Raw genomic sequence first — 24,363 nt, 5'->3', positions numbered from 1 at the left:
GAAGGTGAGCCGGGGCGGATCATGCCGCACCACGCCGCCCCGGCTCCGTCGGCGGAAGAACGGCCGACGGGTCAGCGGTACGGGTCAGCAGTAGGAGACCGACGCGGACCCGCCCGGCGCGAACGACACCGAGCCGGTCCTGCGGCCCCAGCAGAAGTCGTTGGTCCGCTCCACCCGCACCCGCGTCGACTCCCCGGCGGCGAGCTGGCCCGAGCCGTACGCGCGCAGCCTCCCGGAGGTCCCGGTCACGCGCCAGCTCACCGGGCCGTCCACGGCGGTGATGGTGACCGCGCAGGACTCCGCCACGCCCATCGAGCAGCCCGACACGGCGAGCCGTCCCGGCGTCGGCGGCGCGGGCGGGCTGGTGGTCGTCGGGGGCCTGGTCGCAGGCGCGCCCGGCGGCGTGGACGACGTGGACGACGCGGACGGCGTGGGCGTCGCGCTCTTGGACGGCGTCGCGCTCTTGGTCGGCGTCGGCGACGAGGAGGACGGGGTGGGCGTCGGCGTCTGGCTGGGCGACAGGTCCGGCGACGACGGGTGCGGGGTGGCCGAGGGGACGGAGGCCCGCAGCGGTCCCCGCGCCGCCGAGTTCGTGGTCTGGTCGCCGCCGGTGAACGCCGTCAGCGTCACCCCGAGCAGCGCCACCGCCGCGATCCCGCCGCCGACGGCCGCCAGCGTCCGGCCGCGCCGCCGCCGTTCGGGCGCGGCCGCCGGGTGCGGCTCGTAGGGCAGCGGCCAGCCGCGGTGGTCGAACGGCTCGACCGCCGCGGCGATGGCGGCGCGGGTCTCGGCGCGGTCGGGGTGGGTGGCGGTGGTCAGCGTCTCCAGCCGCAGGTCCGGCGGGACCGCCGCGACCGGCAGCACCGCCAGCAGGCGGTCGGCGGGCGGCGGCGTGACCTGCTGCCCGTGGCACGTCGGGCAGGACGCCACGTGCCGCACCAGCGAACGCGCGTCCCCCGGCGGCAGCGGCCACGACGCGGTGAGCGGCGCCAGACTGGGGCACTCGTCCCGCAGCGCGTGCGCGATCGCCACCGCGCGGGCGGCCTCGTCGAGGTCGCGCAGGGCGCCGGCCAGCATCCGCTCGGCCTCCGGCTCGGACAGCCCGAAGATCCCGGCCAGGTCCCCCGCGTCCAGCTCGTGCCGCACCGCCAGGTCGACGACCTCGCGCTGCCGCCCGGTCAGCGCGGCGAGCATGCTGTGGGTGAGCATCCGCCGTTCGGCGCGCCGGGCGCGCCGCATCTCCGACAGGCCGTCGTCGACCTCGGGCGCCTCCTGGCCCGGTCCCCCGGAGGGGTTGTCGCGCCGCCGCATGCACTCCTTGCGGGCGACCGCGTACAGCCAGCCGCGCAGTCGTTCGGGTTCCCGCAGTCCGCCCACGTGCTCGCGCGCCGCCACCAGGCAGGCGCGCAGCGCCCCCGCCGCCTCCACGCGATCGCGCAGCAGGCCATGGCAGTAGTCGAACAGGAACGGCGCGTAGGTGTCGTAGACCTTGGTCAGCGCGATGGCGTCCCCGGCGCGCAGCGACTCCGCCAGGCGGGGGTCGTCGAACCGACCGGGCCCAGGCCCACCGGCCACGAAGATCCTCCAGATACGTCGGTGTCTCGGACAGTCCCCCCTTGCGAGCGGGACCCGGGACGACGCCCGGGGCCGCTTTGGTTGCCCGATACTGCCACCGATGTTGGGATATTTCCTCTCGGAGGGCGTTGACGCGTGATATCACGGGTACGCGCTGTGCTCGTCACCCCCCGATGACCACCGCGTTTGCGGGCCGAATGTGATCTGGGTCTCGTTTGGCCGGAGGGGTGTTTCGGGGTGGGTCGGATCAGCGAACGGGGCGCGGTTCGCGGTCGTCCGGAGGACCGTTCTCCGCGCACCGCCACGTGACCGTCGCCGTGCCGGAGGGCGCGAACCGGACCACGCCGCTGCCGCCCTCACCCTCGCACGGGCCGGGGCGCGTCGCCCGGACGGAGGCGCCCTGCCCCGCGCGCAGCCGGCCGCCGCCGACCGCCGACACGTTGAGCGCGCCGGTGACCGACCAGCTCACCGGGCCGTTCACGGCGGTGACGGAGATGGCGCAGGAGCTCTGCCCGGCGGGGATCGAGCAGCCGCTCACGCCGAGGTGGCCGGCGGCCTCGGGAGGGCCGGACGTGGCCGGGGGCCGGGGGCTGCGGCTGGGCGGGCGGCGCGTCGGCGACGGCGTGCCGGACGGGGTCCGCGACGGCGTCGTCCGGGTGGGCGTGACGGTGGGGGACACCACGGTCGTCGGCGGGTCCTGCGGGGTGCGCTCCGGATCGGCGGGGACCTCGGCCGGGGCGGTGGGGGAGGGGTGCTGGGCGCCGGTGCGCTCGCGGCCCGAGTCGGGCATCAGCGCGAACGCGCCCGCCACCATCAGGATCACCGCGGCCGCCGCGGCGACGGCGGGCCACAGGCGCGGCGGAACGGACCGGCCGGGGTCCGCGGGGCGCGGCGCGGCCTCCACCGGCAGCGGCCAGCCCTCCTCGTCGAACGGCTCGGCCCGCGCGGCGACCGCGGCGCGCATCCCGGCGGTCTCCGGGGAGGTCGCGTCCGCCAGGACGTGGTTGCGCAGCTCGGGCGGCATCAGCGCGACCGGGAGCACCTGGAGCAGCCGCACCGTCGAGACCGTGCGGTCGCAGCGGTCGGCGCAGATCGGGCAGGACTCGATGTGCCGGACCACCCGGCGGGCCGTCTCGTCGCCGAGCGGCCCGTCCAGGGGCGCGTCGGCGTCGGCCAGCGTCGCCACGGTCGGGCAGTCGCCCGCGCCGGTCCGCACGATCACGGCGGCGGCCAGCGCGTCGTCCAGGCGGCGGCGCGCGGCGGCGACCAGCTCGGTGGTCCCGCCCTCGTCCAGCGCCAGCACCCCGGCGATCTCGCCGGTGTCCAGGCCGTGCCGCAGCATCAGGTCCAGCGCCTCGCGTTCGCGGCCGCGCAGCCCCGCCAGCGCGCCGTGCACCAGCCGCCGGGTCTCCAGGCGTTGCGCGCGTTCGGCGGCGTCGAGGAAGACGTCGTGCACCTCGGGGGCCTCGTGGCGTTCGGCGGGCCGGTCCGGGTCGCGCAGCAGGCGCAGGCACTCGTTGCGGACCAGCGCGTACAGCCAGCCGCGGAACCACGCGGGCTCGCGCAGCCGCCCGGCGTGGGCGTGCGCGGCCAGGAACGCGTCGTGCAGCGCGCCCGCCGCCGCGTCGCTGTCGCGCAGCAGGGCGTGGCAGTAGTCGAACAGCCGGGTGGCGTAGTGGTCGACGATCTGGGGGAGCGCGCCCGGGTCTCCGGTGGCCAGGGACAGCGCCAGGCGCTGGTCGTCAACGCGGTCGAGACTGGGCCAAGCGGACACGATGGTCCTCCCGCGAACTGAGGCGTGGAGCCGTCAGGGCCCCGGAACGGAAGCCCTTGGGGAAGTGCCGTCCTCTCCCCGCGGTCCCCGGGGATCCCGGGTCGCTCTCCGTCGCGGGCCGGAGGAGGGGAGAAGGTCGGAGGCCCGACGGCCCCGCTCCCCGTCGGGCCTCCACTAGATTGACGGGCGGCTCGGGCGTCCGGTTGACACCGGGTGAAAAGAAAAAGCGGAGATTTCTGATCTGTCCGGGACGGGAGCGCGCAGGGCGCCCCCCGGTGCTCCGGAAGGCGCCCCGCCACGCGTGCGACCCGCGGTCCCCGCCCCGCGCCGGGGCGGTCCGCGCCGCTCCTACTCCTTGATCCGGCGGGACAGCATCCGCAGGAAGATCTTGGAGATCTCCTGCGGGGTCTGCGCGACCTGCACGCTGCCGCCGGTCGCGTCGGCGATCTGCTTCAGCTCGTTCGGGTCCACGCCCTTGCCGAAACCGATCATGTTGACCTGGATCGGCCGGTTGGGGTCGCGCAGGCTCCGCAGCTCGGCGAGGGTCTGCTTGAGGGACAGGCCGCCGGGGTCGTCGTTGGCGCCGTCGGTCAGCAGCAGGATCGAGTTGCCGAACTCCGGCTTGTAGGTGCGCTTCATGTGCTTGTACGCCGCCAGCACGCTGTCGTACAGGCCGGTGTCGCCGTCCATCTTCGGCTGCATCTGCGCCAGCTGCGACAGCACCAGGCCGCGGCGGGTGGTCGAGCCGATCCGCTCGCCCAGCGGGCCGACCGACACCGCCTCCCGGTGGTCCTGGTCGCCCTGCATCTTCGTGGAGAACAGCCACACGCCGAGCTCGGTGTCGTTGGACATCATGCTCAGCCCGCCCTGGGCGATCCTCGCGGTGGCCTGCATGCGGTTGGTGGTCGGGGAGACCTTCTCGGCCATCGAGCCCGACACGTCGATCAGCGTCAGCAGCCGCAGGCCCAGCGACAGCTTCGACCAGGCCTGCATGACCCCGACGACCTCGGTGGGCTTGGGCGCGGGGAGCTGCAACGGCCGGGACGGGCTGACGCCCAGCCGGGCCGAGAACGCCGTGGGGGCCTTGCCGTCGGGGGAGCGGAAGCCCAGCTCGCGCACGTCGTTGCGCGTGTTCTCGGTGGTCATGGCCTGTTCGAGGAGCTGGGCGGCCTTCTGCCGGTCGCCGTCCCTGGCGGTCACCGTGAACGGGTGGTCCATCAGCAGGGTGCCGTCGCTCGGGTACAGCGCCACCGCGGGCTCGGCCGGGTTGGTCTTGTTGTAGCTGAACAGCGCCTGCTCCGACGACAGCGTGATCGGCTGCCTGCCGGTGCGGCCCTTGCGGAACTGCTGGAACTGCGCCTGCGTCGTCGGCACCGTGCTCTCGCGGACCGTCCGCACGATGCCGGTGAAGATCGACTCCTGGTTGGCGTCGTTGGCCAGCAGCGCGTTGGTGACCATCAGGCCGGCCATGCCCGCGGTGTTGCGGGACGGCTCGGGCACCAGCAGCCGCACCGCGTTGGGCGGGAGCATCTGGTTCTTGGTGACGCCGCCGCCCTGCACGCCGCCGACCACCTTGAGCAGGCTGTCCCAGGTCAGCGTGGAGGTGTTGAGGCCCTGCTGGCGGACCTGGGTGGCCAGGGTGCGCGGCATGCCGATCACCAGCGGGCTGGAGGCGACCGAGGTCCGGGTGGTCTGGACGGCGTCGCGGCCCTTGCCCGACCCGCGCACCAGCGACACCCACAGCGAGGAGTCGGGGATCCACACATCGGGCCGCTGGTCGCCGTCGGTCGGCACGCCGGTGCCCGACAGCAGGGTGGCGACCGAGTAGGGCTCGGTCTTGGTGACGTTGGCCTTGACGCACTTGCCCGAGACCTCGTGCTTGGCGTCGTTGAACCGCTTGGCGGCCTTCACCACGGCGGGTTCGAGCTCCGGCGCCACCGCCACCGACAGGGCGAGCGCGTCGTCGCCGCCGCAGCTGCCGCTCTCGGCGAACGCGTACACGCCGACGCCCAGCAGCAGCGCCAGGCCCACCGCGCCGGCCAGCGGGCCGATCAACGCGGCGGCGCTGCGCTTCTTGCGGCGGCGCCCGTACTCGTAGTCGCCCGAGCCGCCGCCGTAGCCGCCCGAACCGCCGGAGCCGCCCCCGGCCCGGCCGCCGAAGAACCCGCTCGGCCGCTCGTCGGACCGGCTGATCGCGTCGTAGTCGCCGTAGCCGGGCTCCTGCGCGGCGGCGGCCCCGAACGCGGCGGCCTCCTGCGGGCGGGTCTCGGGACGGCCCTCGGCGCGGGAGCGTTCGGCGGGGAGCTCGTAGCCGTCGGGGGTGCCGGACGCGCGGCCCAGGCCGTAGCCCCCGGCGTCGGACGCGCCGGTGAACCCGCCCTGCCCGAAGACGGGCTGCTCGGCCGAACGGCGCGGGGTGAACCACTCGGGGGTCTCCGACGACTCGCCCGGACCCGGTGCGGGCGGACCCTGCGGGGGCGGACCCTGCGGGGGCGGACCCTGCGGGGGCGGACCCTGCGGGGGCGGGCCTTGCGCGGACGGGCCCTGGAGGGGCGGGCCGTCCGGCCCGATCGGCGTGCCCTGGCTGTCGCGCGGTGCGAACCAGTCGGAGGAACCGTCGTTGGCCGGACCGAAGACCGGCCGGGACGCCCCGGACGCGTCGCGCCCGCCGTCGCCCGGCGTCCCCTCCGGGAAGTCATTGGCATGACGTCCGCTCACGGCTGTCCTCGCTTCACCAGAAACCCGTCGATGTTCCCCGGCACTGTAGTGGTACGGAGAAGAGGTTACAAAGAGCTCAAAAATGAGAATGACGCAGGTCATCCCCTTATGTCTTGACAATCAGGGCATCCGGCGGGTGCGGTGACGATCCGCAGTTGATCCACCACGGCTCGCCGACGCAACTCCCGTTCCGCGTCGATCGTCATTACCTCTGAGGGCGGGGACCCCCTGATCGAAGATCAAAAAAAGAAGTGGGCGGCATGGCCGGGGAGGAACGGCGGCCGGGCCCGGAGATAGCGCTCGCGAGCCGCCATAAAAAATGATCTTGAATGGCGCGGGGAAGGGCGGGGAGCATGGCGGAAAGCGCACGCGTGCCGGACGGCGGCGCGACGGCGGGCCGGGGCCGGACCGTGCTCGCCTGGGCCGGGGTCGCCGCCTGGGGGCTCTGGTCGCTGGTGCGGTGGGCCGGGGGTGACCGCATCGGCGGCGTCGGGGTGTTCGCCGCGCCGCTGCTGGCCGTGACCCCGCTGGTCGCGGCCGCCGCGCCGGTTCCGGTGGTGGTCGCGCTGGCCCTGCGCCGCCGGCGGGCCGCCGTCGCCGCCGGGATCGTCGCCGCGAGCCTGGCCGTCGCCGTGCTGCCCCGCGCCTGGGGCGGCGCGCAGCCCGAGGCGCGCGGACCGGCGCTTAAGGTCCTGACCGCCAACGTGTTCTTCGGGGAGGGCGACGCCGAACGGCTCGTCGACCTCGTCCGGCGCACCGGGGCCGACGTGCTCAGCCTCCAGGAGCTCACCCCCGAGTCCGTGGGGCGCTACGAACGCGCCGGGCTCACCGCCCTGCTGCCGCACAAGGTCGTCGACCCCCGCGGCGGCCCGACCGGAAGCGGCCTGTACTCCCGCCACCCGCTGCGCGAACTGCCCGCCCCGCGTTCCGAGATGGCGATGCCGCGCGCCGAGCTGACCGTCGGGGGACGCCGCGTCGAGATCACCGCCGTCCACCCGATCCCGCCGATCTCCGGCGTCAACTACCGGAACTGGCGGCGCGACCTGGGCGTCCTCCCCGGCGCGCGGGACGGCGGGAGCGGCGCCCCGTTCCGGGTCCTGGCCGGGGACTTCAACGCCACCCTCGACCACGCCACCCTGCGCGACCTCATCGGACGCGGCTACGCCGACGCCGCCGACCGGGCCGGGGCCGGGCTGGTGCGGACCTGGGGCGACCTGGTCCCGCTGACCATCGACCACGTGCTGGTCGACGACCGGGCCGCCGTACGCGACGTGCGGATCCACGTCCTGCCCGGCAGCGACCACCGCCCGCTGTCGGCGGAGATCCGGCTGCCGTGACCGAGCACCGGGCCGCCGCCCGCACAATTGAGGCATGGCCCAGCTCGTTCCCGTCTCCGACCCCGACGACCCGCGCCTGGCCGACTACGTGCGGCTGCGCGACGTCAACCTGCGCAAGAGCCTGGAGGCCGAGCACGGGCTGTTCATCGCCGAGGGGGAGAAGGTCATCCGGCGGGCCGTGCGGACGGGGCACGCGCCGCGTTCGTTCCTGATGGCCCGCCGCCGGGTCGAACCGCTGGCGGACCTGCTGGACACGGTCGACGCGCCGGTCTACGTCGCCGACGACGCCACCGTGGAGGCGGTCGCGGGCTTCCAGGTGCACCGGGGCGCGCTGGCGTCGGTGCACCGGCTGCCGCTGCCGGACGTCGCCGAGGCCGTCGCGGGCGCGCGGCGCATCCTGGTGCTGGAGGACCTGGTCGACCACGCCAACGTCGGTTCGATCTTCCGCTGCGCCGCCGCGCTCGGCATCGAGGCGGTCGTGCTGTCACCGCGCTGCGCCGACCCGCTGTACCGGCGTTCGATCAAGGTGTCGATGGGGGCGGTGTTCGCCGTCCCGTACGCGCGGATGACCGACTGGCGGGGCGGGCTCGGCACGCTGCGGGAGGCGGGGTTCGCGCTGCTGGCGCTGACGCCGGACCAGTCCGCCGTCCCGCTGGACCAGGCGAAGGTCGACGACCGGGCGGCGCTGATGCTCGGCTCGGAGGGCGACGGCCTCTCCTCCCGCTGGCTGGAGGAGGCGGACCAGCGCGTGTGCATCCCGATGAGCCCCGCCGCGATGGCCAACGGCGTGGACTCCCTCAACGTGGTCGCCGCGGCGGCGATCGCCTGCCACGGCCTGGTGCACGCCTGAGCCGCGCCTCAACGCCTCGGCCGACGGCGCTCGCCTTTGCGGCTCGCACCTCACCAGGGCTTGGCGGGCGCGTCATCGCTCCAGGCCCTGGTGCATGCCTGAGCTGCGCTTCCGCGCCCCGGTCCACGGAGTCCGCCTGGCGGCTCGCATCTCACCGGTGCTTGGTGGGCGCGCCATCGCTTCGAGGGCTGGACAGCGCTCGCGTGCGCGGCTGAGGTCCGCTTCGGAACGGGTTCCGGGATCCGCCGCGAAGGGGCCGAGACCACCGCGCGAGCGCGTTGCCCGCCGGGCGAGCGTCGGGGGCGGGGACTTCCGAACGTGGCCCGGAGGCCGCTGAACGCGGAAGGAGCGCCCACCGGGTGAGGTGGACGCTCCCTTTCGTCTCCGTCCGCGTCTTCGTCGCCCGGCGGGCGCCGGTCACTTGCCGAACATGCCCTTGCGGGGACGGCGGTGGGTGCCCTTGGGACGGCGCGGGGCCGCGGCGGCCGCCGCCGCGCCGCGCGGCGCGGTCCGGCGGCCCAGCCGGAGCTGGGTCAGCAGCAGCGAGAACGCCACCAGCAGCGCCGCCAGCCACGCCACCTGCGTGCTGGCCATCCGCGTGAACGTCAGGTCCTGCGCGACCGGGGCCTTGTTGTTGCGCAGCCTGCTCTCCGGCGCGGACGAGGTCGGCGCGGAGGCCACCGTCGGGCTCGGCGCGATCGGGGGCAGCGCGACCTGGGGGCTCTTGGTGGTGTCGTTCGGGCTGAACGAGGCGTTCGGCGACGGCGGGGTGTAGGCGGGGGTGTTGTTGCTGCTGCTGCCGTTGCTGCTGCTGCTGTTGGAGTTCGAGTTCGAGTTGGAACTCCCGCCGCCGCCGTTGTTCGAACCGGAGCCGTCCTTGTCCTTGTCCTTGTCGGTCTTGGACGGGGAGGGCTTGGGGGTCGACTTGGTCGGCGTCGGCTTGGGAGTCGGGGTCGGCGTCGGGGTCGGCGTGGGCGTCGGGGTCGGGGCGACCACCGGGGTGAAGGTGAAGGCGGCCGTGTCGGTCTTCTCCTTCTGGACCTGCTTCCCCTTCACCTCCTGCTCCCAGGCGGCCGTGACGCCCAGGCGGACGAGAGTGTCGTCCTTCACCTTCTGCTTGTTCACCCTCACGGTGTAGGTCACCGTGACGCCCTTGGTGCCGACCTCGGCGAACGTGCACCCGGTGGGGGTCGTCGTGCCGCCCACGCCGCACCTGAACGCCACCTTCGCGGGTGGGGTGGTCTGCGAGGGCGCACCGGTCACCGTGACCGACTTGAAGGTGTCGGCCGAAGCGGCGATCCTCGCCGTCACCGTGACCTTCTCGCCCGCCACCACCTCCGTGGCGGACGGTGTCGCGGTCACCGTCACCGTCGCGGCTTCGGCACCGAACGCCGGCAGTCCGCCCGCGGCGAGCACCGCCGCCGTGCCGAGTCCGACGATGATCGGTTTTCCTGCCGATCGGGGGAGCACCGCGCCAGCACCTCCGTCGCGTCACCATTGAACGCCCGAGTCTCGCCCTCCCTCAGGGGCGGCTTCCGAAGCCATGCGAACACGGATCTACGGACCAAATCAACCCCGAGGCTCCCGCATACCGTATCCCGTCGGGATCACCGGCGTCCTCACGAATACTCTTCGTGTAGGTCCTCGACCTCGTCGCGGGGCGCCCACGCCTGCCAGACGCCGCGTTCCATCTGCTCCAGACCCAGGCGTTCGGCGACGGGAGCACGGCCACCGGAGTACTCCACGCGCAGCCAGCTGTCATGCTCGCCGACGACTACGAAGCGTTCGCCGCGCCAGGTTCCGATCGTGCGGACGTACCGCAGATCCTCCACCTCGAAGGAGGGCACCACCCGCCGGTAACGGCCCGGCCGCAACTCCTCGAACCCGTCGGTCGGCTCGGACGCGTAGAGCCGGATGTCGCCGTCGGCGCCGGGGGCCGCCTCGAACTCCCGGCCCAGCCAGCGCGCGAGGTATCCGTCCCGTATCACCCTTCCGCCCTCCGGTCCGCCTGCTCCTCGCCGCTCCCGGCTCCCTCGGGCCTCAGCCAGGCCAGCCGGTCCGGGTCGTACATGGCGATGAACCGCTCCGACCGGTCCGCGCCCAGGTGATACATTTCCGCGCCGTAGGGCAACCGGATGCTGTCCACCTTGTACTCGCGGATCGTTCCCGCGCTGCCCGGCGCGAACCCGGTGCCCTCGAACGGTTCGGTCTCCAGCACCCAGCCCGCGTCACCCCAGGCCGCCAGTTCCTCCTCGGTGCGGCCGCCGAACGGGATCCGGTACAACCCCGAACAGTACGCGGGCCAGCGGATCACGTACACGCCCTCGTCGTCGGGGGAGAACGGCGACCCCTCGTACAGCAGGCCCAGCGTCTCGTACAGCTGCTGCGGCGTCTGGAGGTCGGCGACGTCGGAGGTCGGGTGGACGAAACCACCGATCCGGTCGTAGCCCTGCTCCAGGTACCAGGAGACGTGCGGGTGCGGCACGACCTTCTGCATGATCGCCGGTTGCGGGACGGGCTCGCCCTCGGGTTCGGGCGGCAGCAGGCGTTCGGGGCGGGCCGGGGCGCCGTTCCGCTGCGGGTCGACCGGCGGGGCGACGTCCTCGTGAACCGGCTCCTGCGCCGCCGGGACGCCGAACTCGTCGGCGGGGACGTCCTGCACGGTCTGGGTCGGGTCGGGTTCGGGCGCCGCGAACGACTCCGGCGCGGCCTGCGGCTCGTGCACCGGCACGGGCGTCGTCGGCACCTCGGACAGCGGCCGGACCAGGCCGACGCGCACCGCCCACTCGCTGAGCGCCCGCACCTGGTCGCCGCGCAGCGACGCGCCGATGCGGGTGCCCGGGTTGAGCAGCATGGCCCAGTCCTGGTGCGGCCAGGACCCGATCAGCTCGCGGAAGTCGGCGTACACGAACCGCGATTCCGGCAGCACCTCGCGCAGCCGCACCAGCGACGTGAACACCTGCACCGCGTCGTCGCCGCGCAGCGCCGCCTCCCAGCGGAACTCCCGCTGGATCGGGGTGACCTCCAGGGGCGCGTCCTGCGGGATCGGCACCAGCACGTTCGCGGCGAGCAGGACGCGCAGGAACGCGTCGGAGTCCCCGGCCAGGACCGCTTCGTAGAGTTCCTGGTCGATGCGGTTGCCGGGTTCGAACAGCGGCTCCTCGACCTCGGCGTCCGGCGGCTCGCCGGGGACGGCCGGGGACTGCGCCTCGGGGGCGGCCCGCACGGGGGACGGCTCGTCGTCCGGCCCGGGCTCCTCGACGCGTGCCGGGCCGCTCAACGCGCGGACCTGCTCGGCGGTCAGCGACGCGTCGACGGGGGTGCCGGGGTTGAGGACGAGCGACCAGTCGCCGTCCGGCCAGGCGGTGACGACCTCCAGGAAGCCGGGCATCACGAACCGCGACGACCCGATCGCGTCGGTCATCCACTTCAACGACGTGAACACCTGGATCGCCGTGCGGCCGTGCACCGGGGCGGGCCGCCACGGGAACTCCGGGTCGTCGGGCGCGATGCCCCACGGCGTGTCGGGGTCGGCGGGCACCAGCACCTGCGCGCCGAGCAGCACCTTGAAGAACGCGTCGGTGTCGCGGCGCAGCGCGGCGTCGAACAGCCGCTGCTCGACCTCGTTCTGCGGCTCGAAGTTCTCGGCCATCCGCCGCGCGGCCCGCTGGTCGGCCCACGCCGCGAGCCCGGGCAACTGCTCGGCGACGATGGTGCCGCCCGCCGGGGCGCCCGAGTTGATGGCGAGCATCCAGTTCGGGTGCGGCCAGTAGCGCAGCACGCTGGTGAACGACAGCGTGACCGACCCGGTCGCCGCGCCTTCCGCCTCTATGAGGCGTTCGGGCGAGGTGTAGACCGGGACGGCGGGGGTCCCGTCGATCTCGCGGGTCTGCCAGGGGAACCCGGGCTTGCCCGGCCGCAACGCGTAGTCCATGTCCTCGGGCACCGGCACCAGCACCTCGGCGTCGGCCAGCGTCTGGAGGAACAGGTCGTGGTCGTTGGTGGCGGCGGCGTGCAGGAGGGCGCGCTCGACGTCGTTGGCGGGCTGGAACTCGGGGCGGGGCTCCTCGCGGGGCAGCTCCTTGTGCTGCTCCTGAAGCTCCTCCCACTGGGAGGCCTCCTCACCCTCACCCCGCACGCCCTGCTCGGCGGGGACGGCCGCGTCGTCGGGGACGGGCGGAAGATCCACCCGGGTCTCCATGGGGGAAGCGGCGTCCGCCCCCACATCGCGCGCACCCGACTCCTGCGGTGCGACGACGCCGTCGTGCGGGACGGGCTGCTCCGGCACCGGCGGCTCGCCGGGAACACCCCGATCGGGAGCGAGATCGCGAACGGAGGGGATGGCGGGCGCTTCGGGGTAACCCTGCGCGGCGGGTTCACTCACCAACGGCTCACCGGGCGCGCCGGTCCCATGCCGCTCGGCCTCTCCCTCCGGAAGCGCACTGCCCGGCACGGGCGACTCGCCGGTGAGAAGACGCTCCTGCGCGACAGGCTGACCTTCCACCTCGTGCGCGACGCCCTCCCCTTGCGGGGCGGGCTGGTCGAACGCGGGCGGTTCGCCGTGTGCGGTGGCCTCTCCCTGCGTGGCGGGTTGGCCGGGCACGGGTGGTGTGCCGGGCGCGGAGGGGATGGCGTCCGTGCCGAGCCCGTCGCGCGCGAGGCCCTCCCCTTGCGGGATGGGCTGGTCGAACGCGGGCGGTCCGTCGTGTGCGGCGGCCTCTCCCTGCGGGACGGGCTGGCCGGGCACGGGCGGTGTGCCGGGCGCGGAGGGGATGGCGTCCGTGCCGAGCCCGTCGCGCGCGACGCCCTCTCCCTGCGGGGTGAGCTGGTCGAACGCAGGCGGTCCGTCGTGTGCGCCGGGCCCATACGGTGTGGGAGCACCATCGTGCGCGGTGGCTTCTCCCTGCGGGGCAGGCTGGCTAGGCAGGACAGGTTCGCCGGGCGCGGTGGGGGTGCCGTCCGCGCCAGGGCCGTTGTGTGCGGTGGCCCCTCCCTGCGTGGTGGGCTGGTCGAACGCGGGCGGTTCGCCGTGTGCGCCGGGCCCGTACGGCGCGGAGGCGCCGTCGCGCGGGGTGGTTTCGCCCTGCGGGGCGGGCTGGTCGAACGCGGGCGGTCCGTCGTGCGCGCCCGGCCCGTAGGGCGCGGGGGCACCGTCGTGCGCGGCGACCTCTTCCTGTGGGGCGGGCTGGCCGGGCAGGGCCGGTTCGCCGAGGACGCCGTTCGCGCCGAGTCCGTCGTGTGCGCCGGGCCCGTACGGCGCAGGGGTACCGCCGTGCACGGTGGCTTCTCCCTGCACGGGGGGCTGACCAGGCACGGGCGGTTCGCTGGGCCCGTAGGGCGTGGGCGGTCCGTCGTGTGCGGTGGTTTCCCCCTGCGGGGTGGGCTGGCCAGGTACGGGCGGTTCGCCGGGTACGCGGGGGAGGCCGTCCGCACTGTGAACGCCGGGGCCGTAGGGCGTGGAGGTGCCATCGTGGGCAGCGGTTTCGCCCTGCGGGGCGGGCTGGTCGAACGCGGGCGGTTCGCCGTGTGCGCCGGGCCCGTACGGCGCGGGGGCACCAGCGTGCGCGGTGGCTTCTCCCTGTGTGATGGGCTGACCGGGCATGGGCGGTTCGCCGTGTGCGCCGGGGCCGTACGGTGCGGGGATGCCGTCGTGCGCCGTGACTTCGCTCTGCGGGATGGGTCGGTCGAACGCGGGCGGTTCGCCATGTGCGGCGGGCCCGTACGGTGCGGGAGCGCCATCGTGTGTGATGGCTTCTCCCTCGCCGTATGCGGCGGCTTCTCTATAAGAGAGGTCGGACGCGTCGGGCTCCGCGCCTGCGGGCGTGGCGGTCTCGCCCTGCGTCGGGGGAACGTCGGGCCGGTCCTGGCCGGGGGCGTGTGCGACGCTTTCCTCGCTCGCGCGGGGGTGACCTGGTGTCGTGCCCTCTCCGTGAGGGACGCCGGGGACCTCGCCGCGTTCGCCAAGGCCGTACTCGGGTGGTCCACCGGGAACGTGCTGGTCAGGAGCGTCGCCGAACGGGGAGGTGCCGAACGCGGCAGGTCCTCCGCCCGCGACGAGGTGGTCCTGCGCGGGTGTTTCGTCGGGTCCGTACGGTGCCGGGACCCCGGGTTCCTCGCGTCGCGGGGCGGGTTCGCCGAGCCTGTGGTCGTGTGCCGGGGGAGCGCCGGGCGTTCCCTGGCCGTACGACGGGTGGGCTCCGTTACGGGCGGCGGCCTCTCCGTACGGAACGCCGGTGTCCCCGTATGCGGCCGGGGTTCCGCCCGCCACCAGGCGGTCCTGGGTGGACGGCTCCTCGCGTTCGGGGCGGTGGGGCTTGAGGATCTGGGTCAGGGTCGGGTCGGCGGCCGGGTCCGAGGCGCCGAGGTTCCGGGGCAGGGCCTCGGGGCGGCCCGCCTGGGGCGGAAGCGGGTCGCCCTCGGTGATCTGCCGGATGAACCAGCTGGGGAGGCGGGCCTCGATCGGCAGCGCCACGTTCTCCACGCCCCGGGCGGGCGCGTTCACGGCCAGCCACCAGTGCGGGTCGGGCCAGGTGGCGGCCAGGTCCGTGAACTTCAGCTTCAGGAAGTGCCGGTAACCCGGGCCCAGGCAGACGCGCATCGCGGCCGCCGAGGTGTAGACGAGCACCCAGGTGCGGTCGCCCTCCTGCTGGGCGGGCCAGGTCGGCTGCGCCTCGTTGGCGAGCACGTCGTCGATCATGTCCGGTGGAACGGGGACGACCAGCTCGCTCTCCGCCAGCAGGCGGAAGAACTCCCGCTGGTCCCCCGTGCGCACCGTCTCCAGCAGTCGGCGCTCAAGCTCCGACGTGGGCCGCCACGCGTCGGCCACGGCCGCCACCCCCTGTTTCATCGCGCGCTGCCTCTACCCCGGCCGGGCAGGTTACGGACCTGCCTACGCTACATGGGCGAACAGTGCCAAAGCGCCCTATCGTCCGGTTCTGTGGATGAGACGACCCGTCCGCGAGGCAGCGGCCGCGGGGCCGCGGGTCACCCGCGCGGCTCGCTCGTGAGCCTGGTGAGGGCGGCCAGCAGCCGGTCGACGTGCTCCTCGGTGCTGCCGATCCCGAAGCTCGCGCGCACCGCCGTGCTCTGCCCGTCCTGGCATCCCTCCCCGTTCTCCGCCGAGGCCAGCAGGTGACGAACGAACGGATGGGCGCAGAACTTGCCGTCCCGAACGCCGATTCCGTACTCACCTGAAAGCGTAAGCGCCACATCACGCGCGTTCCAGCCCTCGACGGTGAAGGACACGATTCCGACCCGGGGGTGACGCTCGTCCCACAGGGTGAGTTCCCGCACACCCGGAACGCGGGCCAGGCCGGAACGCAGCCGGGTCAGCAGCCGCTCCTCGTGCTCGACCAGGGAGTCCCAGCCGGTGGCGGCCAGCGCCTCGCAGGCGGCGGCCAGGGCGATGACGCCCAGCACGTTGGGGGTTCCGGCCTCGTGCCGGGCCTCGGGCTCGGCCTGCCATCGCGTGGTGTCGCCGCGGTCCTCGACCGACGCGCTGGCCCCGCCGCCCTTCAGGTACGGGTCGGCGGCGCGCAGCCAGTCCGAGCGCCCCGCCAGCACGCCCGCCCCGAACGGCGCGTACAGCTTGTGCCCGGAGAACGCCACGTAGTCCAGGCCCAGCGCGGTCATGTCGAGCGGCCGGTGCGGGACGTGCTGGGCGGCGTCGACGGCGATGCGCGCGCCGTTGCGGTGGGCGGTCTCGGCGAGTTCGCGCAGCGGCCACAGCTCGCCGGTGACGTTGGAGGCGGCCGTGACGACGAGCAGGCGCGGCCCGGTGGGGGCCTGCGCGAGGGCGCGGTCGGCGGCGGCGACGGCCTCCAGCGGGGACGCGGGGGCGGGCAGCCGCACCACGTTCTTCCAGGGCAGCAGGGTCGCGTGGTGCTCGGTCTCGAAGACCACGACGGTGGTGCCGGCCGGCAGGGCGTGCGCGAGCAGGTTCATCGCGTCGGTGGTGTTGCGGGTGAACACGACCGACGCGCGCCGCCACGCGCCCAGGAACGACCGGACGGTCCCGCGCGCCTTCTCGTAGGCGGCGGTGGTCACCTGGGAGGCGTAGCCCGCGCCCCGGTGCACGCTGCTGTAGTAGGGCAGTGCGCGGGTGATGGCCTCGTGCACCGCCTCCAGACAGGGGGCGCTGGCGGCGTAGTCGAAGTTGGCGTAGGGGACGCGGCGGCCGTCGTTCAGCGGAACGGTGACGTCGGCGCCGACGACGCGAAGTTCCCGGTCCGGAAAGCGAACCCCGTGCTGCCCGGAACGCGTCACATCGGGGGTGACGGGGGCTTCGGTAAGGGTGGCGGACATGGGCGGTACCTCCTCGGAATCCAGGGATCCCGGAAGGTGGCTCGGCGGGATCCGCGCTTGCCGGAACGCGGTGTTGCGTCCGGCCTGGTCCTCACCCGGGGCACCCCATCGCGGACGAAGGGTTGCCGGCCAGCAAGCCGGGGCTTGACGCTGGCGCTCATGACCTAGTGCGGAATTATAGACACACGTGATCGGGGAGCAAGTGGGAGGTCCAATGCGAAACGCGGCGTTGCGGGCGCTCGCCGGGGGAGCGCTGCTGCTCGCCGGCGCCGGTCCGCTGGTCGGCTGCGGGGTCCTCGGCGGGGGCAACACCGCCGCGGTCTGCGACGACACCAAGAAGGCGTTCCAGCAGTACATGTCGCAGGTCAGATCCCTTCCTGCCAACCAGCCGGCCCCCTGGGGGCAGGCCGTCCAGCAGCTCGCCGGGAAGGTCGACGGCCTGGCCGCCAAGGCGGAGGACGCGGCCCTGAAGAAGACCCTCAAGGAGGAGGCCAAGCGCCTGCGGGAGGCCGCCGGACCGGCCGGGACGGGCGACATGGCCGCCCTGGACGATGTGATGAAGAACACTCCCGCCCGCGTCGGCGCGGTCTGCGACTGACCTGGCCGGGGGACGCGCGGTGAGGACCGTGCCGTGGACGCCCGTCACTCTGCCGCCGGGCGGTCCGTGACGAGATCGGCGAGGTGTCCCGCGCGGAGGTTGGTCGAGAGCCCGGCCGCCAGGACCCCGGACTCGGGGAAGGCGCTCCGGCGGGGAGGCCGGACATCCGCGCCGCCGAGGCGGGTGAGCCGGATCAGCGGAGCGGAGAAGCGAGGAGGCCCGGCGTCCGCCGGGCCTCCTTCCGTGTCATCCTCGGGCGTCGGGTCGGTTGCCGTCGCCGGAACCGTCGCCACCGCCGCCGTTGCCGGGGCCATCACCGTTGCCGGGACCGTCCCCGTTGCCGGGACCGTCGCCGCCGTCCCCGTTGCCGGGGCCATCACCGTTGCCGGGGCCGTCGCCGTCGCCGGGCGGGGACGGGGGACGGCTGGACGGGGGCCGCTGCGAGTTCGGCGGGGTGGGCCGCCCGTTCGGGTTCGGCTCGCGTGACGGCGGAGCGGTCCGCCGGTCGTCGTAGCCGCCGCTGTCGTAGCTGCCGGGAGCGGACGACGGCGCGCCGAACGACTTGTACTCGAAGCCCTTGACGTCCACGGCCTGCGCCATGTAGCCGCGCCAGATCTGCGCGGGCAGCTGGCCGCCGTAGGCCCCGTAGCCGGGGATGCTGAGCGGCTTCTGGTCGCTGCGGAACATCGCCACGGTCGTCGCCATCTGCGGGATGAACCCGTTGAACCAGATCGCCGCGCCCTGGTCGGTGGTGCCGGTCTTCCCGGCCACCGGGCGGCCGTCGGGCAGGTTCGCGGCGCGGCCGGTGCCCGACTGCACCACCCGCTGCATCGCGTAGGTGGCGTCGCGCGCGGTCTGCTCGCTGAACGCCCGCTTGCCCTTCTCCTCGAACGTGCGGCTCCGGCCCTTGCCGTCGGTCACCGCCTTCACCACGAACGGCTGCCGGAACCTCCCCTCGGACGCGAACGTCGCGAACACCCCGGCCTGCTGCACCGGGTGCGCCGAGATGACGCCCAGCGGGAACGTGTACGCGGCGTTCGCGCCGTTGGCGGTGAGCTGCTCCTTGGTGTAGCCGAGCTTCTCCGCCATCTCGGTGACCTTGTCCAGGCCGACCTTCTGGCCCAGGTTGACGTAGGCCGTGTTGATCGAGTTCTGGGTGGCGGTCACCATGTTGACCATGCCGTAGTCGGCGTTGGAGTCGTTGCGGACCGGGGTGCCGCCGTAGTACTGCGGCGAGCTGCCGTCCACCGTGGTGCTCAGCGGCAGGCCGCTGTCCAGCGCCGTCGCCAGCACGATCGGCTTGAAGCCCGAGCCCGGCTGCGCGTGGTCGCCGAACACGCTGCTCAGCGCCTCGTCCAGGTAGTCGCGGCCGCCGTAGAAGGCCACCACCTGGCCGGTCTCGGGGTCCACCGACACCGCCGCGGTGCGGATCTTCTTGCTCATCCCGGCGGGCTGGTTGGCCGTCACCGACTCCTTGAGCGCGTCCATCAGCCGCTTGTCGAACGTCGTGGTGATCTTCAGACCGGAACGGTTGATCTCGTCCTCGGTGTAGCCGCGCCGCTCGATGAGCTCCTTCTTGGCCACGTTCACCATGTAGCCGCGCTGGCCGCGCATGATGTCGGTCAGCTTCTGCTTGCCCGGCTTGGGGAACTTCAGCGCCGTCGCCTCGGCCTGGCTGATCGCGCCGTCGCGGACCATGTTGTTGAGCACCGCGCGCCAGCGCTCCTCGGCGTAGGTCAGGCCGCGGCCGTTCAGGTCGCCGCCGAACACGCTCGGCTGCTGGATGGAGGCGGCCAGGAACGCGCCCTCGGCGGCGTTCAGCCGGCTGATGTCCTTGCCGAAGTACGCCTTCGCGGCGGCCTGCACGCCGTAGGAGTCACGCCCGAAGAAGATCGTGTTGAGGTACTGCTCGAGGATCCAGTCCTTGTCCCGCTCCCGGCCGACCTTCAGGGCGACCATGATCTCCTTGAGCTTGCGGGTGACCGAACGCTCCTTGCCGATGCCGCCGTAGTAGTTGCGGACCATCTGCTGGGTGATCGTCGAGCCGCCCTGGAGCTGCTCGCCGGAGACCGTGGTCCAGAACGCGCGCACCGTGCCCTTCACCGACACGCCGGGGTCGGAGTAGAAGCTGCGGTTCTCGGCGGCGATGACGGCGTCGCGCACGGGCTTGGGCACCTGGTCCAGCTTGACCGCGTCGCGGTTGGTGCCGGTCTTGGCGATCTGGCTCTTGCCGTCGGAGTACAGGAACGTCGGGCCCTGCTCGATCGCGTCCTGCGCGGGCTCGGGGATCGGCGTCAGCAGGTAGGCGATGCCGAAACCCGCGACGCAGAACCCGACGAACGCCAGCACCGAGAACAGGACGCGCCGCGTGAACTTCGCCTTGCGGCTGCGCTGCTTCTTCGGCTTGCCGCCCTTGGCGGCCTTCGCGCTCTTGGCGGGCGCGCCCGCGGGACGCGTCGCGGTCGCCGTCGCGGTCCCGCCGCCCTCGCCGGCGGACTCGCCGACGGACTCGAACGCGACCGTGGTCGCGGAGTCCTTCGCCCCCGCCGGGGCCGCGCCGCCCACGCCGCCGTCCGCGCCGTCCGCGGCGGACGTCGTCGCCTTCGTGTCCTCGTCCTGGTCCCCGGAGAACGCGGCCGTGCTCTCGGCCGCGGTGGTGTCGACCGTGGCGTCGGCCGGAGTGGACGCGCCGGTTTCGGGCGTCACGTCCTCCGACCCGGTGGGTCGGTCGTCCCCCGGGCTGTTGTCCCTGCTAGTCACAAGCCCCCCGTGATGAATTCGTTACCGACGATACCCGAGGAGGTCGCTACTTTCGGCCGGTCCATGCGGACTCCTGTACCTTCCGTGAGGAGGACGGGCCGCGCCCGTGAACCGTTGGCAGCACGGGCCCGGGTGCGGCGCGGATCACACGTCCGCGGGTCACGTTCGCCTTCGGCCGCGACCTGTCCCCAGCGGCGCCCCTCCGAAACACGACAACCGAAACACCAACGACGGGACACCTCTTCTGGTGCCCCGTCGTCGGGAACGTGCGCGCGGTCACCGGGCGGCGGTCACCGTCCGCGCGGGGCGGCTACTTGGGGAGCCGCCCGAGGATGTCGACGACGAACACCAGGGTGTCGTCACCCTTGATCCCGGCCTGCGGCTGGCCCTTGTCGCCGTAGCCCTCCTTGGGCGGCAGCACCAGCAGCACGCGCGAGCCGACCTTCTGCCCGGTCAGGCCCTTGTCGAAGCCGGGCACGGTCCCGCCGGTGCCGACCGGGAACGCGACCGGCTGGCCGCCCTGGCCGCCGCCCGCGTCGGGCTTGTCCCAGCTGGAGTCGAACTTCTTGCCGTTGCGCCACAGCTGGCCCTGGTAGTGGACGATCGCCTGGTCGCCCTTCTGGATCGCCTCGCCGGTGCCCTCGACCAGCTGCTTGACCTGGAGGTCCTTCGGCGCGTCCTCATCACTGGGGATCGTGACCTTCGGCGCCTGGCCCGGCTTGTCGGACTTCTCGACCTTGGGCAGCTTGGGGTCGTCGAGCTTCTTCTCGGTGCCCTGCGGCCCGGAGTCCTTGCCCACGCCCGCCAGGATGTCGAAGACGAACACCAGCGAGTCGTTCTTGCCGAGCTCGTACTGCGCGCCGTTCTCGCCGAACCCTTCGGCGGGCGGGATCTCCATGACCACGCGGCTGCCGACGGTCTGCCCGACCAGGCCCTTGTCGATGCCCTTGACCCCGACGCCGCCGGCGGGCAGCGGCTGGAGCGGGCTGTTCGGGTCCGGGGCGTAGGTGGAGCCGACCTTCTTGTTGGTGCTGGTGCGGGCCTTGTCGTCCTCGCCCGGCGACCACTTGTAGAACACGTGCTTGGCGTAGACCATGTCGCCCTTGGCGATGGCCTTGCCGGTGCCCTTGATCGGCGTGGTGACCTTCAACGTCTTGCCGGGCACCAGGTCCTTGGGGATCACGACCTTGGGCTCGGCGTTGAACTTGCCGCTCACCTCGACCTTCGGGCCCGGCAGCGACATGTAGTAGGCCGCCCCTCCGGCGACGGCGAGCGCCACCACCACGACCCCGGCGATCGTCGCCATCCGTCGCTTCTTGGCCTGCGCGGCGGTCAACCCGGACGGCCGGGGCCCGCGCGTGCGGCTGTCCCCGCCGAGACCGTGCGGCTTGAACTCCGGGCTGCGGATGTTCTTGGCGCTCGGCAGTTTCGCCTTCACCGCCGGCTTGTCATCCTCGGCCATGTTCCCTCACTCGCTCCGGACTCGACGACACCATGAAAGCCATCACCCTGCCATCCAGCGCCTAAGGCGGCTGTGAAAACAGGGCAAAGAAGACCGGCTCCGCAATCTACCGGTCCCCGGGCCGCCGACAAGCCAGTCACCGGCCAGTCTGCTGGACGGGCCCCCGCCCTGTCACCCCGCCTCGCGCCGCGGCGGCCGCGCCCGCGCCGCGATCCGCGTCCCGCCGCGTTTCCGCACCCGGGCCGCGTTCCGCCGCCAGGGGAAATGGCGTGGAACGCCGGGCCGCACGGCGTTCCCGTGTCCGAAAGGTGCGGCAAACCAGTCACAGGGGGTGGCCGGAAACGGCTTTTCCGGCGGGCGGCGCGGTCGTGTGCCTAAGTTGAGGAGGTTCGAAGTCTCCGCGTGCGGAAGGAACAACGGGCCGTGACCGACGCCACCCCCGAACCGCATCACTCGAAGATCGACACCTCCGTGCCGCACTCGGCGCGCATCTGGAACTACTGGCTCGGCGGCACCGACAACTACGCGGTGGACCGCGCCGCCGGGGACGCCTACAAGCAGACCTTCCCCGGCATCGTGGACATGGCCCGCGCCAGCCGGCACTTCCTGGCCCGCTCCATCCACCTGCTCGCCGGGGAGCTGGGCGTGCGCCAGTTCCTGGACCTCGGCACCGGCCTGCCGACCGTGGACAACACCCACGAGGTCGCCCAGCGCGTCGCGCCCGAGTCGCGCATCGTCTACGTCGACAACGACCCCCTGGTGCTGGCGCACGCCCGCGCGCTGCTGACCAGCACCACCGAGGGCGCCACCCGGTACATCGACGCCGACCTGCACGATCCCGACAAGATCATCGAGCTGGCGGGGGAGACGCTGGACATCACCCGGCCGATCGCCGTGATGTTCATGGGGGTGCTCGGGCACATCACCGACGACGACGAGGCCCGTTCGGTCGTGCGCCGGGTGATGGAGCGGGTCCCCTCCGGCAGCTACCTGGCGATCTACGACGCGACCGACGAGGACGAGGCGTTCCGGAAGGCGCAGAGCGGCTACGACGAGACCGGCGCGGTCCCCTACATCCTGCGCGGCCCCGAGTTCATCCGCGGGTACTTCGAGGGAACGGAGCTGCTCGACCCCGGCGTGGTCCCCGAGTGCCGGTGGCGCCCCGAGCCGGGCATCGAACGCCCGTGGCGCGCCGACCTGTGTGGCGTGGGTCGCAAACCCTGACCCGATGGGCGGATCCGTCTTCACGGAGTGCGCGCGGGCGGGCACACTGGGGAAAAGAAAGATCTGACGCCGTCGGGGTCGCGTCTGCGAGAGCCAAGCGAGGTGCCGATTGACTTCCACCGCGACCCCGGCACGTACCCTCTCCACCCCGACCGGCCCGCTGGTGCCGCGCCTGCTCCTCGGCACGCGCCTGCGCGAGCTGCGAAGGCAGGCCGGGCTCAGCCGGCCGGCGGCGGCCCGCGCGGTCGGGATGACCGAGGCGACGCTGGGCCGCCTGGAGCGCGGCAGGACCGGCTGCGACCCGGCGGGCCTGGCCGCGCTGGCGGCACTGTACGGGGTCCGCGACGAGGCCGAGCGGGTCACGCTGGAGGCCCTGGCCGAGCAGACGAACATCCCCGGGTGGTGGGAGGAGCACCTCGACGTGCTGCCGAAGTGGGCGCGGCGGTACGTCAGCGCCGAGCAGACGGCGAAGCTGGTCCGCACGTTCGAGCCGCAGCTCGTCCCGGACCTGCTCCAGACCCCCGACTACGCCCGCGAGATCCTGCGGCTGCGCCATCCCCGGGCCACCCCGGCGGAGCTGGAGCGCCGGGTGGCGGTGGTCATGGCGCGGCAGCGCGTGCTGCGCCGCCGCCCCCGCCCGGTCAACCTGTGGATCGTGCTGGACGAGTCGGTGCTGCTCCGCCAGGTCGGCGGCCGCCTGGTCATCCGCGACCAGCTGGAGCACCTGCTCGACCTGGACGCCCGGCCGAACGTCACGCTCCAGATCGCGACGTTCGAGGCCGGCGCCGCCACCGCCATGACCGGCGGGTCGCTCACCCTGGTCCGCTTCCCCCAGCAGATCCTGCCCGACCTGGTCTACCTGGAGCGGTTCGACGGGGCCTCCTACCCGTCGCGCCCCGACGAGGTCGAACGCCACTGGCACGTCTTCAACACCCTGGTCACCGAGGCGCAGCAGCCCGAGGCCACCCCGCACATCATCCGCCGCCTGCTGCGCGGCCTGTGACCCGTCCGGCCGCCGCGGTCTGGTGGGGAGCACCCCGCCCGCCTAGGGTGGCCGGATGGCGGAGCCGATCGAGTTGGTGATCTTTGACTGTGACGGCGTGCTGGTGAACACCGAGCCGATCGCGGTGCGGACGAACGTCGCGGTGCTGTCGGAGCTGGGGTGGCCGATCACCCCGGACGAGGTGGTCGAGCTGTTCCTCGGGCGCTCCACCAAGTCCATCAACGAGCTGATCACCGCCCGGCTGGGCCCGGACCTGGCCGTCGAGGCCGACCGGCGCTTCCAGGAGCTCTACCTCGCCGCCCTCGACGCGGAGATGACCGCCGTGGCGGGGATCGCCGGGGCCCTGGACGCGATCACGCTGCCCACCTGCGTGGCCTCCAGCGGCAGCCACGAGAAGATGCGCCGGACCCTGGGACGCACGGGGCTCTACGAACGCTTCGAAGGCCGCATCTTCAGCGCCACCCAGGTGGTCCACGGCAAGCCGGAACCCGACCTGTTCCTGCTGGCGGCGCGGGAGATGGGCGTTCCGCCGGGCCGCTGCGTGGTGGTGGAGGACAGCCGTTACGGGGTTCAGGCGGCCCGCGCGGCGGGGATGCGGTCGTTGGGCTACGCGGGCGGACTGACCCCCGCCGAATGGCTGGAGGGCCCCGACACCGTCGTGTTCACCGACATGCGCGAACTCCCCGCCCTTCTCGACGGGGCGCGAACGACCTGATCTGGTGTGAATCATGGGGCGGACAACACGGCCGTGGACGCTT

General features: G+C 73.4%; 16 protein-coding genes and 1 riboswitch. Of the genes, 7 read left to right on the top strand and 9 right to left on the bottom strand.

Annotation, left to right across the window (positions count from 1 at the left end; genetic code table 11):
• Positions 1-84: 84 nt before the first annotated feature.
• The 3 genes from HNR61_RS13160 to HNR61_RS13150 all read right to left on the bottom strand — a co-directional run bounded on the left by HNR61_RS13160 (position 85) and on the right by HNR61_RS13150 (position 6,067).
• A complete protein-coding gene (locus HNR61_RS13160) occupies positions 85-1,575 on the bottom strand; it encodes an RNA polymerase sigma factor (protein WP_182843422.1) in 1,491 nt (496 codons plus the stop codon).
• 247 nt (positions 1,576-1,822) lie between these two features.
• Entirely contained in the window at positions 1,823-3,349 is a 1,527-nt protein-coding gene (locus HNR61_RS13155) for a sigma-70 family RNA polymerase sigma factor (RefSeq protein WP_182843421.1), read from the bottom strand.
• 348 nt (positions 3,350-3,697) lie between these two features.
• Positions 3,698-6,067 (bottom strand): substrate-binding domain-containing protein, encoded by a 2,370-nt coding sequence (locus tag HNR61_RS13150; protein ID WP_312897888.1) that lies wholly within the window; start codon positions 6,065-6,067, stop codon positions 3,698-3,700.
• A gap of 353 nt (positions 6,068-6,420) precedes the next feature.
• Between HNR61_RS13150 and HNR61_RS13145 the strand changes: the two genes are divergently transcribed.
• Positions 6,421-7,404: an endonuclease/exonuclease/phosphatase family protein gene (locus HNR61_RS13145; RefSeq protein ID WP_182843419.1), complete on the top strand. Its 984-nt coding sequence runs from the start codon at positions 6,421-6,423 to the stop codon at positions 7,402-7,404.
• A gap of 34 nt (positions 7,405-7,438) precedes the next feature.
• Positions 7,439-8,254: a TrmH family RNA methyltransferase gene (locus HNR61_RS13140; RefSeq protein ID WP_182843418.1), complete on the top strand. Its 816-nt coding sequence runs from the start codon at positions 7,439-7,441 to the stop codon at positions 8,252-8,254.
• A 417-nt stretch (positions 8,255-8,671) separates the two neighbouring features.
• On the opposite strand, the gene HNR61_RS13135 is transcribed toward HNR61_RS13140, so the two are convergent.
• On the bottom strand, positions 8,672-9,460 hold the full coding sequence (locus HNR61_RS13135; RefSeq protein WP_182843417.1) for a hypothetical protein: 789 nt from the start codon (positions 9,458-9,460) through the stop codon (positions 8,672-8,674).
• On the opposite strand from HNR61_RS13135, the gene HNR61_RS13130 reads away from it, so the two are divergent.
• A complete protein-coding gene (locus tag HNR61_RS13130) occupies positions 9,438-9,755 on the top strand; it encodes a hypothetical protein (protein WP_182843416.1) in 318 nt (105 codons plus the stop codon). The genes HNR61_RS13135 and HNR61_RS13130 overlap by 23 nt on opposite strands.
• Positions 9,756-9,873: 118 nt before the next feature.
• Here HNR61_RS13130 and HNR61_RS13125 read toward each other — a convergent pair whose 3' ends face one another.
• From HNR61_RS13125 to HNR61_RS13115, 3 genes are all read right to left on the bottom strand, one after another.
• Entirely contained in the window at positions 9,874-10,242 is a 369-nt protein-coding gene (locus HNR61_RS13125) for a UCP033725 family protein (protein WP_182843415.1), read from the bottom strand.
• Positions 10,239-15,101, bottom strand: coding sequence for an SseB family protein (locus HNR61_RS13120; protein ID WP_182843414.1), 4,863 nt, complete (start codon positions 15,099-15,101; stop codon positions 10,239-10,241). The genes HNR61_RS13125 and HNR61_RS13120 overlap by 4 nt, the downstream gene beginning before the upstream one ends.
• Before the next feature lie 137 nt (positions 15,102-15,238).
• Complete coding sequence (locus tag HNR61_RS13115) at positions 15,239-16,558, bottom strand: aminotransferase class V-fold PLP-dependent enzyme (RefSeq protein ID WP_182843413.1); 1,320 nt, start codon at positions 16,556-16,558, stop codon at positions 15,239-15,241.
• A gap of 48 nt (positions 16,559-16,606) precedes the next feature.
• Positions 16,607-16,723: riboswitch (SAM riboswitch) on the bottom strand.
• A 49-nt stretch (positions 16,724-16,772) separates the two neighbouring features.
• Here HNR61_RS13115 and HNR61_RS13110 point away from each other — a divergent pair.
• Positions 16,773-17,156 (top strand): hypothetical protein, encoded by a 384-nt coding sequence (locus HNR61_RS13110; protein ID WP_182843412.1) that lies wholly within the window; start codon positions 16,773-16,775, stop codon positions 17,154-17,156.
• Between the two features lie 246 nt (positions 17,157-17,402).
• Here HNR61_RS13110 and HNR61_RS13105 read toward each other — a convergent pair whose 3' ends face one another.
• Together HNR61_RS13105 and HNR61_RS13100 are read right to left on the bottom strand one after the other, a co-directional pair.
• On the bottom strand, positions 17,403-19,862 hold the full coding sequence (locus HNR61_RS13105; RefSeq protein WP_182843411.1) for a transglycosylase domain-containing protein: 2,460 nt from the start codon (positions 19,860-19,862) through the stop codon (positions 17,403-17,405).
• A gap of 364 nt (positions 19,863-20,226) precedes the next feature.
• Positions 20,227-21,378 carry an FKBP-type peptidyl-prolyl cis-trans isomerase gene (locus HNR61_RS13100; RefSeq protein WP_182843410.1) on the bottom strand — a complete coding sequence of 384 codons (1,152 nt, stop codon included), beginning with the start codon at positions 21,376-21,378 and terminating at the stop codon, positions 20,227-20,229.
• Between the two features lie 423 nt (positions 21,379-21,801).
• On the opposite strand from HNR61_RS13100, the gene HNR61_RS13095 reads away from it, so the two are divergent.
• From HNR61_RS13095 to HNR61_RS13085, 3 genes are all read left to right on the top strand, one after another.
• The gene (locus tag HNR61_RS13095) at positions 21,802-22,602 is read left to right on the top strand and encodes an SAM-dependent methyltransferase (protein ID WP_182843409.1); all 801 of its coding nucleotides are present in this window, start codon (positions 21,802-21,804) and stop codon (positions 22,600-22,602) included.
• Between the two features lie 109 nt (positions 22,603-22,711).
• Positions 22,712-23,605 carry a helix-turn-helix domain-containing protein gene (locus HNR61_RS13090; protein WP_182843408.1) on the top strand — a complete coding sequence of 298 codons (894 nt, stop codon included), beginning with the start codon at positions 22,712-22,714 and terminating at the stop codon, positions 23,603-23,605.
• A gap of 55 nt (positions 23,606-23,660) precedes the next feature.
• Positions 23,661-24,320 carry an HAD family hydrolase gene (locus HNR61_RS13085; RefSeq protein WP_182843407.1) on the top strand — a complete coding sequence of 220 codons (660 nt, stop codon included), beginning with the start codon at positions 23,661-23,663 and terminating at the stop codon, positions 24,318-24,320.
• Positions 24,321-24,363 lie beyond the last annotated feature (43 nt).

Origin of the sequence: Actinomadura kijaniata (assembly GCF_014138665.1) — a bacterium.
Classification (GTDB): Bacteria; Actinomycetota; Actinomycetes; order Streptosporangiales; family Streptosporangiaceae; genus Spirillospora; species Spirillospora kijaniata.
Note: the sequence above shows the minus strand (reverse complement) of the source record. Positions and strands in the feature narration are given on the sequence as shown.

Coding starts and splice junctions, on each gene's coding strand:
- HNR61_RS13145 (WP_182843419.1), top strand. CDS start 6,421: ATGGCGGAAAGCGCACGCGTGCCGGACGGCGGCGCGACGGCGGGCCGG.
- HNR61_RS13140 (WP_182843418.1), top strand. CDS start 7,439: ATGGCCCAGCTCGTTCCCGTCTCCGACCCCGACGACCCGCGCCTGGCC.
- HNR61_RS13120 (WP_182843414.1), bottom strand. CDS start 15,101: ATGAAACAGGGGGTGGCGGCCGTGGCCGACGCGTGGCGGCCCACGTCG.
- HNR61_RS13115 (WP_182843413.1), bottom strand. CDS start 16,558: ATGTCCGCCACCCTTACCGAAGCCCCCGTCACCCCCGATGTGACGCGT.
- HNR61_RS13110 (WP_182843412.1), top strand. CDS start 16,773: ATGCGAAACGCGGCGTTGCGGGCGCTCGCCGGGGGAGCGCTGCTGCTC.
- HNR61_RS13100 (WP_182843410.1), bottom strand. CDS start 21,378: ATGGCCGAGGATGACAAGCCGGCGGTGAAGGCGAAACTGCCGAGCGCC.
- HNR61_RS13085 (WP_182843407.1), top strand. CDS start 23,661: ATGGCGGAGCCGATCGAGTTGGTGATCTTTGACTGTGACGGCGTGCTG.